This window comes from Amycolatopsis sp. NPDC102389 (genome assembly GCF_044765885.1).
Lineage (GTDB): Bacteria > Actinomycetota > Actinomycetes > Mycobacteriales > Pseudonocardiaceae > Amycolatopsis.
In genome coordinates, this window is sequence record NZ_JBIWKX010000049.1 from 24,226 (window position 1) to 41,535 (window position 17,310).

The 17,310-nt window shown below is 65.1% G+C and carries 15 protein-coding genes; 10 read left to right on the plus strand and 5 right to left on the minus strand.

Annotation, left to right across the window (positions count from 1 at the left end; all coding sequences use genetic code 11):
• Positions 1-101 precede the first annotated feature (101 nt).
• Positions 102-1,253, plus strand: a complete 1,152-nt coding sequence (locus ACIRGA_RS31380) for a cytochrome P450 (protein ID WP_400947778.1) — start codon at positions 102-104, stop codon at positions 1,251-1,253.
• Positions 1,254-1,266: 13 nt separating this feature from the next.
• Here ACIRGA_RS31380 and ACIRGA_RS31385 read toward each other — a convergent pair whose 3' ends face one another.
• Entirely contained in the window at positions 1,267-1,968 is a 702-nt protein-coding gene (locus ACIRGA_RS31385; RefSeq protein WP_400947781.1) for a LuxR C-terminal-related transcriptional regulator, read from the minus strand.
• Positions 1,969-2,049: 81 nt separating this feature from the next.
• Entirely contained in the window at positions 2,050-3,261 is a 1,212-nt protein-coding gene (locus tag ACIRGA_RS31390) for a cytochrome P450 (RefSeq protein WP_400947783.1), read from the minus strand.
• Positions 3,262-3,774: 513 nt separating this feature from the next.
• Here ACIRGA_RS31390 and ACIRGA_RS31395 point away from each other — a divergent pair.
• Positions 3,775-4,548, plus strand: coding sequence for a helix-turn-helix domain-containing protein (locus ACIRGA_RS31395; RefSeq protein WP_400947785.1), 774 nt, complete (start codon positions 3,775-3,777; stop codon positions 4,546-4,548).
• An 84-nt stretch (positions 4,549-4,632) separates the two neighbouring features.
• On the opposite strand, the gene ACIRGA_RS31400 is transcribed toward ACIRGA_RS31395, so the two are convergent.
• The gene (locus tag ACIRGA_RS31400) at positions 4,633-7,452 is read right to left on the minus strand and encodes an AfsR/SARP family transcriptional regulator (RefSeq protein ID WP_400947787.1); all 2,820 of its coding nucleotides are present in this window, start codon (positions 7,450-7,452) and stop codon (positions 4,633-4,635) included.
• Positions 7,453-7,721: 269 nt separating this feature from the next.
• Here ACIRGA_RS31400 and ACIRGA_RS31405 point away from each other — a divergent pair, with 269 nt between their 5' ends.
• Positions 7,722-7,985 carry a hypothetical protein gene (locus ACIRGA_RS31405; protein WP_400947789.1) on the plus strand — a complete coding sequence of 88 codons (264 nt, stop codon included), beginning with the start codon at positions 7,722-7,724 and terminating at the stop codon, positions 7,983-7,985.
• A 232-nt stretch (positions 7,986-8,217) separates the two neighbouring features.
• Entirely contained in the window at positions 8,218-9,093 is an 876-nt protein-coding gene (locus ACIRGA_RS31410; protein ID WP_400947791.1) for a hypothetical protein, read from the plus strand.
• A 428-nt stretch (positions 9,094-9,521) separates the two neighbouring features.
• Here ACIRGA_RS31410 and ACIRGA_RS31415 read toward each other — a convergent pair whose 3' ends face one another.
• Positions 9,522-10,214 (minus strand): hypothetical protein, encoded by a 693-nt coding sequence (locus ACIRGA_RS31415; protein WP_400947793.1) that lies wholly within the window; start codon positions 10,212-10,214, stop codon positions 9,522-9,524.
• Positions 10,215-10,820: 606 nt separating this feature from the next.
• Between ACIRGA_RS31415 and ACIRGA_RS31420 the strand changes: the two genes are divergently transcribed.
• Positions 10,821-11,849 (plus strand): alcohol dehydrogenase catalytic domain-containing protein, encoded by a 1,029-nt coding sequence (locus tag ACIRGA_RS31420; protein WP_400947795.1) that lies wholly within the window; start codon positions 10,821-10,823, stop codon positions 11,847-11,849.
• Positions 11,850-11,908: 59 nt separating this feature from the next.
• Here the strand turns inward: ACIRGA_RS31420 and ACIRGA_RS31425 are convergent, their stop codons facing one another.
• Entirely contained in the window at positions 11,909-12,100 is a 192-nt protein-coding gene (locus ACIRGA_RS31425) for a hypothetical protein (protein ID WP_400947797.1), read from the minus strand.
• Positions 12,101-12,615: 515 nt separating this feature from the next.
• On the opposite strand from ACIRGA_RS31425, the gene ACIRGA_RS31430 reads away from it, so the two are divergent.
• The 5 genes from ACIRGA_RS31430 (at position 12,616) to ACIRGA_RS31450 (ending at position 17,306) form a co-directional block, all read left to right on the plus strand.
• Positions 12,616-13,392: a GntR family transcriptional regulator gene (locus ACIRGA_RS31430; protein ID WP_400947800.1), complete on the plus strand. Its 777-nt coding sequence runs from the start codon at positions 12,616-12,618 to the stop codon at positions 13,390-13,392.
• 227 nt (positions 13,393-13,619) lie between these two features.
• A complete protein-coding gene (locus ACIRGA_RS31435) occupies positions 13,620-14,246 on the plus strand; it encodes a response regulator transcription factor (RefSeq protein WP_400947803.1) in 627 nt (208 codons plus the stop codon).
• A 48-nt stretch (positions 14,247-14,294) separates the two neighbouring features.
• Positions 14,295-15,560 (plus strand): extracellular solute-binding protein, encoded by a 1,266-nt coding sequence (locus ACIRGA_RS31440; protein WP_400947805.1) that lies wholly within the window; start codon positions 14,295-14,297, stop codon positions 15,558-15,560.
• A 46-nt stretch (positions 15,561-15,606) separates the two neighbouring features.
• On the plus strand, positions 15,607-16,464 hold the full coding sequence (locus ACIRGA_RS31445; protein WP_400947835.1) for a carbohydrate ABC transporter permease: 858 nt from the start codon (positions 15,607-15,609) through the stop codon (positions 16,462-16,464).
• Positions 16,464-17,306: a carbohydrate ABC transporter permease gene (locus ACIRGA_RS31450; protein WP_400947807.1), complete on the plus strand. Its 843-nt coding sequence runs from the start codon at positions 16,464-16,466 to the stop codon at positions 17,304-17,306. The genes ACIRGA_RS31445 and ACIRGA_RS31450 overlap by 1 nt, the downstream gene beginning before the upstream one ends.
• Positions 17,307-17,310: the final 4 nt, after the last annotated feature.

Consider the following 17,310-nt stretch of genomic DNA (forward strand, 5'->3'; position numbering starts at 1 on the left):
GGTATCCGTAACGCCACAGGCGCCGTCGATAGGAAATCGTCCAGGGAAATGTGGACGATCGGCGAATGGACACCGCGGGTGATCTCGTCGAATCTGGGCCGATGAACGCTGCGACCGTGAGTTCGCCCGGTGTCACCCGTGTGAAGCTGCCGGACGGTCGTACGGTGTGGATGGTCACCAAGTACGGCCTCGCCCGCCGAATGCTGAGCGACACCAGACTCACCAGTGATTCGTCCACAATGGGCGAGATGGCTCCGCTCGCGTCGCTGCCCACCGACGTCAAACGGATCATGGAACGCGACATGCTGAGTCAGGATCCCCCGGTGCACACGCGGATGCGCAAACTGGCGGCGCCGGGTTTCACCACGCGAGCCGTCACCGCCGTACGGCCCGCCATCGAACGCATCGCGGGCGACCTGGTGCGAAAGCTGTCCCCACGGTCCGAAGTGGACCTGGTCGCCGACTTCGCCGTCCCGCTGCCGACGTTGGTGTTGGGGGAGATCTTCGGAATTCCCGCGGACGAGTGCGCACAGGTGCGCAGCTGGTCGGACGTCTTCGCCGCGGGCCTCCTGCCGATCAAGGACACCCTGCGGCCATCGATCATGTGGCTGAACGACTACGCGAAAGATCTCGCCGGACGACGGCGTTCCGACCCCGACGATGGCCTCATTTCGCGCTTGACCGCCGACCTCGATGACGACGAGGTCAGTTCGATGGTGTTCCTGTTGCTGGTAGCGGGCCAGACGGCGACCACGCAGCTGATCGCCAAAGGCATGAGCCTGCTGCTGACCCACCCCGAGCAGCTCGACCGCGTGCGTGGAGACCGGTCCCTCCTGTCCGGTGCGGTCGACGAACTGTTGCGCTACGACCCCCCGCTGCGCGTGACGGCGTTCCGGATGGCCGTCGAACCCATCGAGGTCGAGGACGTCACCATCGCCGCCGGCGACGTCGTGATGTGTTCCGTGACCGAGGCGAACCGTGACGGAGAGCGGTTCACCGACCCCGATCGGCTGGACGTCGGCCGCCAGGACAACCAGCATCTCGCGTTCGGGCACGGTATCCATCGTTGCCTGGGCGCGAATCTCGCCAAGGCCGAGGCCGAAATCGCGTTCACCACGTTGCTGAACCGCTTCGAGCGGATCGAACTCGCGGTGCCCGCCGTCGATCTGCGGTGGGAAGACGTCGGAATCATGAACCAGTTGACCGCGCTGCCTGTGCGGTTGACCCCGGCGAAGGCCGGGTGGGTGCCCTGAGCGCGGCACTGCGTCAAGTGACGATGGGGCTGGGGGAGGGGAGCCGGGACTGCCCCTGCTCGAGCTCGAACAATCCCGAATCGCAGGCGATGATCGCCGCTTGAACGCGGTTGGCGCAGCCGAGCTTGGTCAGCAGATGACTCACATGTGCCTTGACCGCCCCTTCGCTGACGTACAGTCGGTGCGCGATCTCCGCGTTGCCGTATCCCTTGGCGACTTGAGCCAGCACCTCCCGTTCGCGGGGGGTGAGCGCGTTGATCCGGTCCTGGGCGTGACAGGCCTGATTACGGGTGTAGCGAAGGAATCGGTCGGTCATCCGCTGGGCGATCGACGGTGAGATGATCATCGAATCCCCCGACGCGACGGCCGTGATGACGTTGATCAGTTCCTGCGGGGGCACGGGCCCTTCGAGCAGGCCTGCCACACTCCCGGTCAGGGAGAAGTACGCGACTTCGTTCGTCGTCACCGGGGCGATCACGACGACGCGCGTGGCAGGCAGTTCGCAGCGGAAGCTCCGGATGGTCCGGGTCAGCGACTGGTCCTTTGTGGTCAGATCGACCACGACCACGTCCGGTTGGTTGGCGAGAACCAGCTCCGCGATCCGTTCCACGGTTCCGGTCTGCGCCGCCACCTCGATGGTGCCGGATACCTTGAGAACACTGCATATGCCGACGCGGAAGATTTCATCACCGCCGGCGACAACGACCTTGATCATCGGACTCCCAGTGCGAATTCCGTACTCGGTAATGGTGGAATCGGCAAAACCTTCCCAAGGGCCCGCCCTGCCGATCCGTCGTCAACCCACCACGACGGGCAGCGAGTCGAGCCTCCGCATGAACATTCCCGGTCGCCAGCGGATTTCGCCGTCGGTCGCGGCCAGGCGGATCTCGGGGAAGCGGGCGAAGAGCGTCGACAGCCCGACCGCCGTTTCCAGTCTGCCCAACTCTGCTCCCAGGCACCGATGGCGGCCATGGCTGAACCCGAGGTGTTTGGATGTGTCACGGGTGATGTCGAAACGGTCCGGGTCGTCGAACTGGACCGGATCGCGATTCGCCGCTCCGGTGGAGATCAGCAGCAGCTCACCCGCTGGGACGGTGACACCGTTGAGTTCCAGTGGATGGTCGAGATAGCGCGGGGTGAGCATCCGGAACGGCGTCTCGAAACGAAGGACCTCCTCGACGCAGGCGGAGATCAGCTTCGGGTCGGCGCGCAACCGCTCCAGTTCGCCGGGATGGCCCAGCAACACACGAATCCCACTGCCGATCGCACTGGCGGGCTCCAACCCGGCGATCAACAGGAGGGTGATCATGGAGATCAGTTCGGCGTCGTTCAGCGCACCGTCCGATGCCGCCTCGACCACCGTCGTGAAAAGGTCGTCGGCCGGTTCGGCTCGCTTGAGCGCGATCATCTCCTCCGCGAAACTCCGCATCCCGCGTCCGGCGTCCTCCACCTCCGCTTTGGTCGGCGCCGTGAGGATCGCGGTCTCCCAAACCGGAAACTCGCTCCGTGAGCCCTCGGGAACACCGAGCATCTCGGACAGGCAGATGGCTGAGAGTGGCCTCGCGTACGCGTCGATGATGTCGACAGGTGCCCGCACCGGCAACCGATCGAGCAGTTCCCCGGCGACCTGCTCGATCCTCGGCCGGTGCTTGGCCAGACGGGACGGAGTGAAGTGCCGGGCGACCACGGCCCGCATCCGCCGGTGATCGGCGCCGTCCTGGTCGAGCATGCTGCGACGCAATTCGCGTGGCAGCTTCGGTTTACGTCCGGCGTCGACCAGGTTCTGCCCGACGACCTCGTGACGGTGTTTGATCAGGTCTCGGTGGAGGGTGGAGTCCGCCAGGAGGGTTCGTGCGTCCTCGTAGCGAGTGATCACCCACATCCGGAAGCCACCGTTCTCGACCGGCACCGCCGCGTGGGTGCTCCGTAGTGCCGCGAGCGTGGGATAGGGATCGCGCATGAACGAACGACTGAGCAGTGGTACGAGGTCCTGGTCCACGACGGTCACTCTCCCTCTCGACGCCCGTGTCATCAACAGGCTGTCGGATGTCATCCGAGACATGAGGCTTGCCGAACTCTAGCGAGATGGTCTGCTCGTACTCACCGAAGTTTCGCCCCTCGGAACTCCTGCTCGAGCAGTTGCGGAAGCGAAGCATCTCGGTCGCGGCACAGGATGGATGCCGGTGGCGTCGGCCTGTGCAGGGCAGGCGGCCACTGCTCATGGGCAGCGATACACCACGAATATCCAATGAGGACAAAGGGCTGCCGCTGTGGCCGGGGGACTGACGTGTTCGCTACTTGACGTGCCGACAGGGGCGCTGTCCGTGAAATTACGGGCATTGTGGACGGTGTGGACCCGGCCATGAGATGTCAATCGCGAACGGTCCGCCAGGGCGGTCAAGGCAGATTCGCTAGACGAAAGGCTCGGTCGAAGTCGGCCGTGGTCTCGATGGGCTGACGTCGACTTAGGATCGTCATCGGTAGGCAATCAGATGCCGACAGTCGACCCCTTGGATTTCCCATGAACGCGTCTTTGGCAAGCAAGTCGGAAGAGGACGGCTTCGCCGGCGGCACAGGTCATACAGCCGTGGACAAGGCGATGGTCGTCCTGGCGTCGTTGATCACGAGCGAAGTTCCACTCAGCCTTACCCAGCTCAGCCAGCATACCCGACTCGCGAAAGCGACAGTGCACAGGGTGCTCGCCGTGCTGCAGGCCCACGGCATGATCGTCAGGGCAGGCGACAAATATTCCCCCGGCGGTATGGTGCAGCCCGATCGCAGTGCCGAAGACGGTTTTGTCGCGTCGCTACGCCAGCACGCCACGCCTTATCTTGTCGATCTCCATCAGATGACCGGTCATACCGCGAGCATCAGTGTGCTGGCCGGTGAATCGGCTCAGCTCGTCAATCAGATCTTCGGCCACCGGACGCCAAGGTTGCCGAATGTGGTCTCGGTCACTTCGCGCTTTCCGCGAACCGCGATAGGTCAGATTCTTCACGCGTATCAGGTCGGGCGGGACATCGGGCTTTGCGCAGCTCCGGATACCGACCGGTTATCGGAGATCCGCCGTACCGGCCTCGCGCAGGTAGATGATGTCGTACAGAAGCTCACGACCATCGCGGTGCCGCTCACCGGCGTTCAGCGGCCGGCCGCGCTGGCGGTGACCGGTCATTTCAAGCAGGTCAACCCCCTTATCGCGGCCAGGGCCCTCAGGCGGGCGGCCTTCGAGTTCGGCAGGACGTTGATGGCATATCGGGTGATCGCGAACCCGCTTGAGCGGACCGCCTCTCACTGATCGGCGGCCCGCGTTCCCGTCGCGCGAAACACGGCCGGTGAGGCTCTGGGGGCCACCGGCCGCCGTCGTTTTCGCCGATCGGTGTCAAGATGTCGCGCCCGCGTCGAGCGAAGCGAGGAAGGCGAGCGTCACATCGGACTCCTCGCCGCCGAGTTCGAGGAAGATGTCCAGCGCGCGGTGTGCGTGCTTCCTTGCGTCTTCGTACTGGCCCATCCGGCGGCGCAGTTCGGCGATTCCCAGCAAGGCAAGAGCTTCGTGATATCGGTCGCCTTGCCTCGTGCACAGTTCGAGTGCCGCTTCGTATTCGCGCATCGCCATCGTCATGTCGGCCATGTCCCGGTACGCGTGTGCGACGTTCACCATCATGTTGGCCTCGAGTAGTGCCGCGTCGCAGGCGCGGGCGGCTTCCAAGCCGAGTTCGGCGTAGCGCAGCGCTTGTTCCGGCTGACCGGATTCGACGTACAGCTCGCAGAGGGCGTCGATGCTGCCCGCCTTCTGGTACTGCGGTGATTCGGGCTTCACCAGCTCGACTGCCTCACGGGCGTAAGCGATGCCCTCTTCATACCGCTTCATCTCGCGAAGCGTGGAGGCCAGATTGGCCAGCATGCTGGAGCGCAAGTGATCGTTGTCGATGCCGCGGGCGACCGACAGTCCGCGTTCCAGGTATTCGACAGCTGCTTCGTTCCGTCCGATCCGGGAGTTCCCTATACCGAGGAACATCAGAATCCGCGCCTTGGGGCCAGGGTCGGCCAGCTGCTCGGTGGAAGCCAGGGCGACGGTGAGGATCTGGATCCATTCCGACATCAGCCCGGTCGCATAGAAACTGTTGTAGGTGCACCAGGCCAATTGCCAGGCTATCTCGTGTTCCCCGAGCTCTCCCGCATGTTCGATCAGTGCGGCTACGTTTTTCGTTTCTTGTTCATACCATTTCCATGCCGACTCGCGGGTAGTGAGGTCCGGCAGCGGATGCGTCGTTTCCGGAATCTCGAGAGGTGGTAGCGGGTAGTCCTTGATCAGGCGTACGAGTGCCGTGCGCATTCCGGTCAGATACCAGACCATGAGCTCGCGAATCGCTTCCCTGCGAGTCTCCGGAAGCTCTTCGCTGTACGCCATTTCGCCGGCATACACCTTGATGAGGTCGTGGAACCCGTACCGATCCGATTCGGGTTCGAGCAGATGTTGTTCACTCAGAGTGCGAAGGAGGTCTCCGGTTTCGGCGACCGGCCTGCCTAACAGCGAGGCCGCGGCGAAGGCATCGATGTTCGGAGCCCGGACCAGGCCCAGCAGACGGAAGGTCCTGGCCAGTTCATCCTCGAGGGAGGTGTAGGACCAGGAGATGACACTTCGCACGGAAGTCATCTCGTCATCGTCGACATGGAGGTTGTCCAGCCGGTCCTGTGCGGCGTGCAGGTTCTCGACGAGTTCACGCAGGCTCGTGTCCGGTCTTCCCGAGATCTTCTCAGCGGCGACCCGCAAGGCCAGCGGCAGATAGCCGCACAATCGGACGAGTTCGGCCGCCGCGGCCGTGTCGTCGTCGATGCGTTGGCTGCCGACCGTGTTGCGCAGCAGGTCCAGCGCTTCGGATTCGGTCAGCAACCCCAGGGTCAACCGGCGTGCCCCGTCCCTGGCGACCAGGCCACTGAGCCGGTTGCGGCTGGTGACGAGCACCAGACTGTTCGACGTGCCCGGCAGCAGATCACGTACCTGCTCCGTCGACACGGCGTTGTCCAGCAGAATCAGCACTCGTTTGTCGGAGAGCACGGTTCGGTACATCGAGACCAGCTCGTCGGGTTCCGATCGTTGCCGCGTGCTGCCCAGTGCCCAGAGCAGCTGGCCGAGCGCGTCGTTCGCACTGAGCGGCGCGCGGTTGGGGTCGAAACCGCGGAGGTCCAGGTACAGCTGACCGTGCGGGTAGCTCTCGGCGACCATCCTGGCGAACCGCACCGCGAGCGTGGTCTTGCCGATCCCGCCCGCGCCGTCGATCGCCGAGATGACCAGAGCCTTGCCGCTCGCTCGCGTCACCGCGCACCACGTCGCCAGCTGTTCCAGTTCGGTCGCCCGGCCGACGAAGTCAGGCGCCTCGTGCGGCAGCTGCGCCGGAACCTGGGGGCGTGCCTGTGCCGGTGTCTCGGCAGGGGATTCCAGCCCCGGTTCGGAGCGCAACATCCGCAGATGCAGCTCGGTGAGCGCGGCGCCGGGATCAAGGCCGAGTTCGTCGGCGAACAATCGGCGCACCGCCTCGAACTCGGCCAACGCGTCCGCACGGCGCCCGCTCCGGTAGAGGGCCAGCATGAGCTGCGCGCGCAGGCCTTCCCGAAAGGGCTCTGCTTCCACGGCCTCGCCGAGTTCCGTCACCAGTTCCCGATGCCTGCCCGCCGCGAGCATGAGTTCGGCCCGCTCTTCGACGAGCTGGTAGCGCAGTTCCGTAAGGCGGACGCGCTCCGATTCCGCGAACGGTCCCGGCAGGCCGGAGAGCGGAATCCCGCGCCACAGGGCCAGGCATTCGCTGATCAGGTCGGCCGAGGCGGATCCCTTGCCTGCCCGGGCCAGACCCCGTGCCTCAGCGAGCCGGGTCTCGACCACGTTCAGGTCGAGTTCCCGCTGGCCCAGGACGAGCTGGTAGCCCGCTCCAGTGCGCGTAAGCACGGCCTGGTCCGAGACGGACAGTGCGCGGCGAAGGCCGTGGATGTAGGTGTGCACACTGCCTTCGACGGACGCCGGTGGGGCATCACCCCAGACACCATCGATGAGTTCGGCGCGCGAAACCGTCTGGTTGGCGCGCATCGCGAGAATGGCGAGGACGGCCCGTTGCCGGGGAGGACCGAGAGTGATCTCCTGTTCTCCCGCGCGGGCCTTCACCTCACCCAGTACCTCTACCCACATCGTCTGTTCAACACCGGCCACGACTCTCCAACCTCCAGCCGAGAACCAGAATCGCGTACCAGGCGTGACCGGGCAGGCCAAGTGTGGCCTGGTATGCCCTTTATTACCCGCAGCTCTGGACTTTTGATCACGGCACGGGATGTCCGTCAGCGGAGATGAGCCGTGCCGTCGAGTGGCCGCGCCGTCGACGATCTCGGGATCCGCTCGTCTCCACGGCCAGTGAAGAAAGAATGAAGTGTTCCGCCGCAAGCTGAAAGCGGCAGAATAGCCGACCTTGGACGGTGATCGTGATGACCGGTATCCGAATCGAATTGAGCCGGCGAGAGCGGGCCATACTGCGAGCGGTCGCGGCCGGGCGTGGTGTCCTCATCTCCAGTTGCGAACCCGCCCTCACGATCGACGGCTGCTGGTGCGATCACATCGCGGTGCACAACCTCATCGAAGTAGGGCTCATCAGGGAAGAGTGCCACGTGGCGTACGGCCAGCCGACGCCCGCGGTGATCACGAGAGCGGGAGTGGCCGCGCTCGCCGAAGACGCGGGCATCGCCGCCTGAACCACAGGGTTCGCGACGTGCCTGCCCGAACTTCTCTCGATGCTTCCCTGAAGTCTCTTTTTGCTTGACAATGCCTTCCGCCGGTGAATGTTCCGGCGAAGATTTCGAAATTTCTTTTGAACCGTCCCGGTGATTGAGCCGTGTGGACGGCATAGGGCCTCCGAAAAGTTTGGAGGCAGGGTGTAGGGAGATCAACTTGTTCAGTAAACGACTTGTATCCGTTGCCGTCCTCATGACCGCGGGAACACTGGCGCTGGCGGCCTGTGGCTCACCGGCTTCCGCGCCCAGCCCGGCGGCGCCGGCGCCGGCGCAGACGGAAGCGGGGGATGGCCCTCTGGCCCTCCTCGCCGGTACCGCCAAGGCGAACGACGCACAACCGAAGACAGGAGACTGGGCAACCGGCTCGGACGGCACGTCGAACACCGCCGAGCAGACCACCGCCCGCAAGTGGGTCCAGCTCAAGGCCTCCGAGGCGGGCGAACTGAACCCGGTCGTCGTGAACGGAGCGGGCCTGACGCTCTATCGTTTCGACAAGGACACCGCCAAGCCGTCGAAGTCAACGTGCGAAGGGGAATGCGCGAAGACCTGGCCGCCGGTTCTGGTGACCGGCGGAAGCAAGATCTTCCTTGCCGGTGTGAAGAAGTCCGCGGTGGGCACGGTCGAGCGGAGCGACGGCACCCGGCAGGTCACGATCGCAGGCTGGCCGGTATACCGATTCGCGAAGGACACCGGACCGGGTGACACGAAAGGCCAGGGTGTCGGCGGTACCTGGTTCGGCGTCACACCGAACGGTGAGAAGGCCGGTCAGGACGGCTCTGTCGCCGTTCCTCCGAAGACGCCGCCGTCGGAGGAACAACGGCCCGCGACAAGCGCGGTTCTGTTCGATGGCAAGAACTTCAGCGACAACGAGCCTTCGCAGGGGGTGGCCGGGAACGGCTGCAAGAACGTCACCCGCCCGGGTGTTGCCTCGTCGATCGCGGCTTCCGGTTCGGTGAAGATCTGGAGCGAGAAGGACTGCAAGGGGAAGTCGCTGGTCGTCGACGGCGATGTCGCGGATCTCGCGAAGGTCGGCTTCGACAACGCTGTGGCTTCGGTGTTCTTCGGCTGAGCGTGACAAGGACTCCTTGAGGGATCCGTATTTGCTTACCTGATGGCCCCCTTCCTTGCGCCAGGCGCAAGGAAGGGGGCCATCACGTACTTCCCCGAGCACGGCCGCGGGACACGGGTAGGTACCTACGAGAGGGGTAAGCCAAAGGTGTCGGGTCGCGGGGATTCGCTCGCGGCCGTGGGGAGGTCGTGTCGCGAAAGCCACTTTCGGGACCTCTGGCGTCGCGAAAGTGGCTTTCGCGACGTGTCTCGACCGAGGGTTTCAGTGGCAGCGCCGGCTCAGCGAGGATTCTCTCTTCGCTGCCGCGTCCTGCTCTGACGTTGCGAAAGCCACTTTCGCAACGCTGAACGTTGCCAAAGTGGCTTTCGCAATCTCCCACCTTTGCCTTACCCCTCAATAAGAGAGGTCCGCTGGCCCGCGGCTCCCGTTCAGGAACGCTCCGGCGGACTCTGTCGCCTGGCCTTGCGCATGGCCTCGATCGCCGGCCCCAGTGCGGCAGAGGAAGACGAGCCCGCGAGGGCGAAGACGGGCGAGGTTCGCTCGGGTGAAACTCGCGGGGGAGGGCCGGACCGGGCGGGACGGGGCTTTTCCGGAGCAGGCCGCCGCAGGTTCGCGAGCAGGGCCGGACTGGGTCTCTCGGGGGCCGCGAACCGAACCGAGACATCCGGCTGCGGCGACTCGTGGACTTCCACGACCGCCGGTTCCATGCCGGGAGAGATCGTGTCCGGGGCTTCGAGGGGCGGAGCCATATCGGAGAGCGGCGAAGAGGTGTTCGACCCGGTTCGGTGCAGACGCAGGGACGCGGTCAGTTCGCGAACGGCCGCGAACGTGTCCGGATGGACGATATGACGCTTTCGCCGAACGGGTGCCGGAGGATTCTTCCGGCGTTCTTCGACGGTCGTCACGGTGACTTTCGATTTGATCCGGTAGCTCTGGGCGTACTTGGCCGCCGAACGCTGATGTTTCCGCCCTGCGCCGAAGGGCCTGAGCCGCATCAGCCGGTTCAGTTCGGGGTCGAGTTCGTTCTCGACGTCGTGATCGGGGCACGTGCCACGCCACGCGCAGCCGTTGATGGCACAACGGCGTAAATGAACAGTTGATCCACTGGTTTCCGCGGCCATGCCTCACCGTACGGTGAGGCCGCATGACTTGACTGAATGTATGCCTCGACGGCCAGTGATCGTGCCCTTATTTCCCACCTCCGGGTGTCCTCACCCATGGATCGGCGAGGTTCCCGCTGGTCGCGCTCGGTCACTTTGTCCAGTAATGGTGCCCCACAAGGCCGCTGATCCCGGCTAAGGTCGTCGGTGCGGGACGTTCGGAGGAACTTCTTGACAGGGCACAAGTGCGGACCCGTATCGGCATGGCTTCCCTGAAACGGAATTCTCGGATCTTCCGAATGCCGGCCAGCGGCGGTCTGCTCCCAGGTACCCTGATCGACGGAGCAGGCCGCCGTTTGTCCGCTATTCACGGAAAATCACCGTGGAGAATGCGACCTCGGCCGGTACCGAAAGGGTTACACCCGTGTTACGCTGCCAGCAGAATCGAGGGGGTCTGTATCTCCCTTCGGGCACGTATCGGCATGTTCGCGCTGCCTGCGACGGCTCTGGAACCCGTCAGCTTCGCGCGATACTGAGGGGAGTACCGGTGAGCTTGGCGAGTTTTGTTTCGCATGGCGCGACCGGCCTATGAAGTCTCCGCGTGCCTCGGATGGCTTGCCCTCGACGATGCGGGCGGTCCGATTCGATTCCGTCGCCGGGAAACTGGAACTGGCGGAAGTGCCGATTCCGGAGCTTGAGCGGGACGAAGTCCTGGTCAAGGTGGCCGCCTGCGGCATCTGCGGGTCCGATGTGGCCCGGATGGACGGTTTCGTCCAGTCTCGGATGCCGATCTACACGCCGGGACATGAAGCCTCCGGGGTCGTCGCGGCGGTCGGGGACGACGTACGGTCGTGGACACCCGGTGACCGAGTGGTCGTCGCGGCAGGCCGGGAATGCCGCAACTGTCCCGAATGCAGGGAAGGGCGCGGTTCGGACATATGCTCCGACCTTCGGCTGATGGCCGTGCACTACGACGGTGCGTGGGCCGAATACCTGGTCACTTCCGCGACGGCGTTGGTCTCGGTGCCCGACGCGATGCCGCTGGAGCATGCGGCGGTTCTCTCCGGCGCGGTGTCCACGCCCTACGGCGCCATCGACACCGCGCGGTTGCGACCGGCCGAGGCCGTCGGCGTCTGGGGTGTTGGAGGACTCGGCACTCATCTCGTCCAGTTGGCCCGGATCTGCGGGGCCACGCCGATCATCGCACTCGACAGGCGTCCCGAGGCCCGCGAGCGGGCTCTTGACCGGGGTGCGGACGTCGCTCTGGATCCGGCGAACAAACGTGTCGCCTCCTATATCGCGGAGATCACGAGAGGCCGGGGTCTGGACGTGGCGTTCGATTTCGTCGGGCGTGAGTCGACGCTCGAGCAGGCGCGGGCGGTTCTGGGCGAACGAGGACGTCTGGTGCTGGTGAAGAGAGCGCCCGAGGGCTCGCTGGTCGAGCATTTCTCTGAAGGGGAGGATGGCCGGACCATTATCGGCCACACCGGATACCGCGTCCGCCACCTGAAGGCTCTGGTGGAACTTACCGAGCGTGGGCGGCTGGACGTCTCTTCGTCGGTCAGCGCGATTCTTCCGCTGGCGCGGGTCGTGGAGGGACTCGCCAAAGTGCGTGAGTACGAGGGCAATCCACTCCGGGTTCTGCTCCGGCCATGAATACCCGGCACCGATCGGGCGACCGCCAGGTCGGCGGTGGTGACCCCGTGGAACCGTGATCACAATTCCTCGGGTCCGAGCGACCAGGTGACCTGACGTCCCTTCTTCGTCGCCTTGACCCGACGGAGGCGCCCCAGGTCGTTGAGCAATTCCGAAGCGCGGGTCTGATGGATCCGCATGGCGCTCGCCACCTCGATCGTCCGCAACGGGGGCAGGTGGTTCTGTTCGGCCTGCCGGATCAACCAGATCACCTGTCCGATTTGGGTCCACAGGGGATCTCGATCGAAAGCGTCCTGTTCCTCTCGGGGCATGTGCTGCCGGCATGACGGCGCGTACCGGCGCAGAGGCGCGGAATAACGGACCACGCCCTTGCAGGCGCCACCGGAACGTGACTTGCATCGGCAGCGTGGCCTGTCGACTTTGAAAGCGGTCACGGATAGGCCTGTCGGAATATTCGAGTTGCCCGGCGAGCACGGGTTCAGTGCTACCGAGAAGATGGACATCTTCCAGGTTTTCAGGGGTGATGCTCCGTGTCGAGGCAGTAAATCGGTGACTTTCGGACCTTGACTCACCGCCAAGAGGAGGTTGTCGAAAAGGCCCCGTACTGCCTCGGTCGCCTAGGCTTGTGCCCTTTAGTCTCCAGAACCCGGAAACCGCTTTGTCCCGACCACGGAGAAACGCAGTGTGGTGCGTACTCGTTCCGGCCGTGCCGTAGGGGAGTGTTTTGTACCGACAGAAAGAACCGACGCCGAGAACGCTCTCCGGTGTGATAGCCGCGGATATCCGGGACCGCATCGACGCGGGGCGGCTGAAGCCCGGCGACCGGGTGCCGTCGATCCGGAAGATCTCGGTGGAGTGGCAGGTGGCGCATGCGACCGCCACCAAGGCGATGGCCATCCTTCGTGCGGAAGGCGTGGTCGAAGCCATTCCCGGCGCGTACACCGTGGTGGCCGGCGGGCCCGGCGGGGGGAGAGGCAGGCGGGACAACTCCCGTGAACGGATCGTTCTCGCCGCGATCGAGATCGCGGACGCGGAAGGGCTGGACGCGGTGTCCATGCGCGCCGTCGCGGCCAAGGTGGATAACGGCACGATGTCGCTGTACCACCACGTCAAGGGCCGGTCCGAGCTTGTCGACTTGATGGCGGAGACCGCTTTGGCGGGGAACACACCCGTGGACGACGCCCTGCGTGGACGGGCCCGGCTCGAGTCGGCGGCACGGTCGCTGTGGGCGACGTACCGACGGCATCCGTGGTTGACGCGGTTCGATATCGGCGGGCTGCGAGCGCTGTCGTGGCTGGCCGCACACGGAGCGCCCGTCGCACTGGGGGCGGCCGAACAGGGAAAGGGCTCGATGACCGCCCTTCACTACTGGGTTCTTCTGCACGGGCTCGTTCGCGGACTGGCGTCGGACCTTTACGGCGAGAAAGCGGAGTCCGGCGCGCCGGGGAGGTGCGAGGGCGAGGTGACGGATTTGGCGAACGAGGCCGAGGTGATTTTCGATCTGGGCCTGCGCCGTCTGCTTGATGGGGTGGCTTTCGCCTGAGGAGTGGATGCGACGACGGAGCGGCCGCCCATCGAAGTAGATTGCATACGCAAGGTAGCTATATGTGTACATAGAGTGGTGTTTGGCTTTGGGGGCGGCTGGCGAGATGGAAGGTGACCGACGGTTCGGCCGAGCCATCGGCAGGTGGCCTGACCTGGGAGTTAAGAGATCGTGAAGTCCGATTCCACATCCTCTGACTCACTGGGTACGGAGCTCGGGAAGGACACATGATGGAACCGGTACGTGTTGCGGTACATGCGACCGACATGATCATGCAAGTGGGTCTGACGAGCTATCTGCGAAGCCGCCCCGAGGTGGTGGTCGTCGACCGCGACGAGTTGACCGAGCGGGACGTCCTGGTGGTCCACAGGGACCGGATGACTCAGCAGGCGGTCGCCGACCTCTGGGGCGACCCCGTCACGGCACGGGTCTCCAAGGTGCTCGTCGCGAACGAGCTGCGGGAAAACGACATCCTTACCGCTGTCGAGTGCCGGGTGGTGGCCGTGCTCGCCCGTGCACAGACTTCCGGCGATCGCTTGGTCGAGACGATCCTGTCCGTTGTTCCCGATCGTGGTCTCCTGCCGGCGGACCTGCTCGGACAGTTGCTCGACGGCGTGCGACGGCTGCAGCGCGACGCGCTCGACCCGCGAGGGCCGGACACCGCCGGCCTGACGCCCCGTGAAGTCGACGTCCTGCGGTTGATGGCCGAAGGCCACGACACCTCCGATATCGCGGACAAGCTCTGCTATTCGGAGCGGACCGTGAAGAACGTGATTTACGGGCTGACGAACCGCCTGAATCTGCGAAACCGTCCGCACGCGGTCGCATACGCGATGCGTGCCGGTGTGATCTGAGCTGTTTCCGGTGGCGTCGCGGGTGACGTCCTGACGGGAAGGACCGGAATGATTTCCGGCTTGCGCAAGCGTGTTCTCGCGGTCATTGTCCTCGCGAGCGTGGTGGGTGCCGGGTGCGCCCCGGCCGCCGACGAGGGGATCGAGCTGAGCATCGCCACCTTCGGCGAGTTCGGTTACAGCTCGCTCCTCAAGGAGTACGAGGCGGCCCATCCCGGGATCCGGATCCAGAACCGGGTGGCCGATTTCGAAACGCATCACAAGGGCATCGCGACCCAGCTGGCTGCGGGCCGCGGCGCGGCCGACATCGTGGCGATCGAAGAGCAGTACATGCCGCAGTTCCGTCAGTCGGCGGACAAGTTCGTCGATCTCAACGGTTTCGGCGCCGCGAACCTGCGCGACAGGTGGCCGCGGTGGAAGTGGGAGCAGGGCCTCGCGAACAGTGGCGGCACCGTGATGGGGCTGGGCACGGACATGGGCGGGCTCGCCATGTGTTTCCGCAAGGACTACTTCGCCCAGGCCGGCCTGCCGACCGAGCGGGCTGCGGTGGCCGCGTTGTGGCCCACGTGGGAGGACTATGCGAAGACCGGGGATCTGTTCTCGGGTAAGGTTCCCTCGGCCAAGTTCGCCGACTCGGCCGGCGGCGTCTACACCGCGATCCTGAACCAGTCGCCGGAGAACTTCTTCTCCGCCAAGGACGACTCCTTCATCGCCGACCGGAACCCCGCTCTGCGCCGGGCATTCACGATCGCCGGGCAGATCGGTGCGAAGGGACAAACCGCGCGGGTGACCCCTTTCACCCAGCCGTGGAACGTCGCCATCAAGCAGGGCTCCTTCGCGACCATCGCCTGCCCGGCGTGGATGCTCACCCAGATCCAGGAAGCGGGCGGCCCGGAGAACGCGGGCAAATGGGATGTCGCCGCGGTGCCCGGCGGCGGTGGCAACAACGGTGGGTCGTTCCTGACCGTGCCCACGCAGAGCAAGCATCAGCGTGCGGCCTACGACCTGGCGAAGTGGCTGACCGAGCCGGCGCAGGAGGTGCGGCTGTTCACCGAGTCCAACATCCTCCCCAGCGAGCCGGCCGCCTACGGTGCGCCGGAGGTGCTCGGGAAGACCGATCCGTACTTCAGCGGAGCGCCCATCGGCCGGATCTACGCCGCGTCGGCCGACAGCCTGAAACCCAACTACCGCGGCCTGAAGGACGCCAAGGTGCGCCCTACGTTCGGCACCGCGTTGGGCCGGGTCGAATCGGGTAAGCAGGCACTCGACGCGGCCTGGGATCAAGCGGTCACGGAAGCCCGTGCCGCGGCTTCGTGACCGGCGGTTCTCGGTTCGATGGGATCGGCGGGTCACGCCGATCCTCATGGTCATGCCCTTCTTCGCGCTCTTCGCGTTGTTCGGGCTGTTTCCGATGCTCTACACGCTTTGGGTGTCGCTGCACGACTGGCAGTTGATCAACGGCGACGAAGGCTTCGTCGGACTGGACAACTACTTCGCACTGTTCGGCGACGCCAAGTTCTACAACGCCCTCGGCAACACGCTCACGTTGCTGCTGCTTGCCACGGTGCCGCAGATCGTGCTCGCGCTGGGTATCGCGGCCCTGCTTGATCGCCCGTTGCGCGCCAAGACCTTCTGGCGGTCGGCGGTGCTGCTCCCGAACGTGGTTTCGGTCGCCGCGGTGGCACTGGTCTTCGGCCAATTGTTCGGGCGTGACTTCGGCGTCATCAACTGGCTGCTCGGGCTCGTGGGCGTGCCACCGCTCGACTGGCACGCCCAGGGCTGGTCCGCGCAGGCGGCGATCGCGCTGATCGTCGTCTGGCGCTGGGCGGGTTACAACGCGCTGCTCTACCTGGCGGCGATGCAGAGTGTGCCCGCCGAATTGTACGAAGCCGCGGAACTCGACGGCGCCTCCCGGCTCCGTCAGTTCTGCTCTGTGACGCTGCCGTCGATCCGGCCGACGATCCTCTTCACCGTGGTGGTCTCGGCCATCGGTGGGATGCAGCTCTTCGTCGAACCGCAGTTGTTCGACACTAACGGCGTGGCGGGTATCGGCGGTGACGAACGCCAGTTCCAGACGATCGTCATGTATCTGTATGAGAAAGGGTTCGGGCAGTTCGACGCCGGTTACGCGGCGGCGATCGCCTGGGTGGTGTTCCTCGTCTGCGCGGTGCTCGCGGCGGCCTGTGTCGTCATCGCCCGCCGGATTCCCGGGAGGGTCTGATGGCGGAACGACGCCGCAGGCCTGGCTTCTTGGTCTATGGTGCGCTGCTGGCGGTCGTGACCGGATCGGTCTTCCCGCTCTACTGGTCGTTCGTGGTGTCCACGAGGGACGGATCCGCGATCGCCCAGCGGACTCCGCCGCTGATACCGGGCGGGCATCTTCTCGACAACGTGCGCGAGGTCTTCGACAAGGTCGATTTCTGGCTCGCCATGCAGAACTCCCTGATCGTCTCGGGCACGGTGACGGTGTCCAACGTGCTGCTGGCCAGCCTCGCCGGGTTCGCCTTCGCCAGACTGCGGTTCCGGGGCCGGGACACCCTGTTCCTGCTGCTGATCGGCACCGTCATGGTGCCTGCGCAACTGGGGATCATCCCGCTGTACATGGTGGTGAGTGAACTGGGCTGGTATGGCGAACTACCGGCGGTGATCGTGCCGGGCCTGGTGAGCGCGTTCAGCGTCTTCTGGATGCGTCAAGCCTGTGAGGAGGCCATTCCCGGTGAGCTGCTCGACGCGGCCACCATGGACGGTTGCTCCGTGTTGCGGGCCTACTGGCACGTCGGGTTGCCCGCGATCCGGCCTCAGGCTGCCGTGCTGGCGATGCTCACGTTCATGGCGGCGTGGAACGACTTCTTCTTCCCGTTGGTCGTCCTGGACCCGCATGACAGCCCCACCGTCCAGGTGGCGCTGTCGACGCTCGCCAGCGGTTACTACACCGACTACGCGCTGATGCTCACCGGTGCGACGCTCGGGGTGATCCCGGTGATCGTGCTGTTCGTCCTGCTGGCGCGGCACATGGTCCAGGGAGCGCTTCGAGGTGTTCCGAGCGCAGGTTTCAAGAGATGAGAGG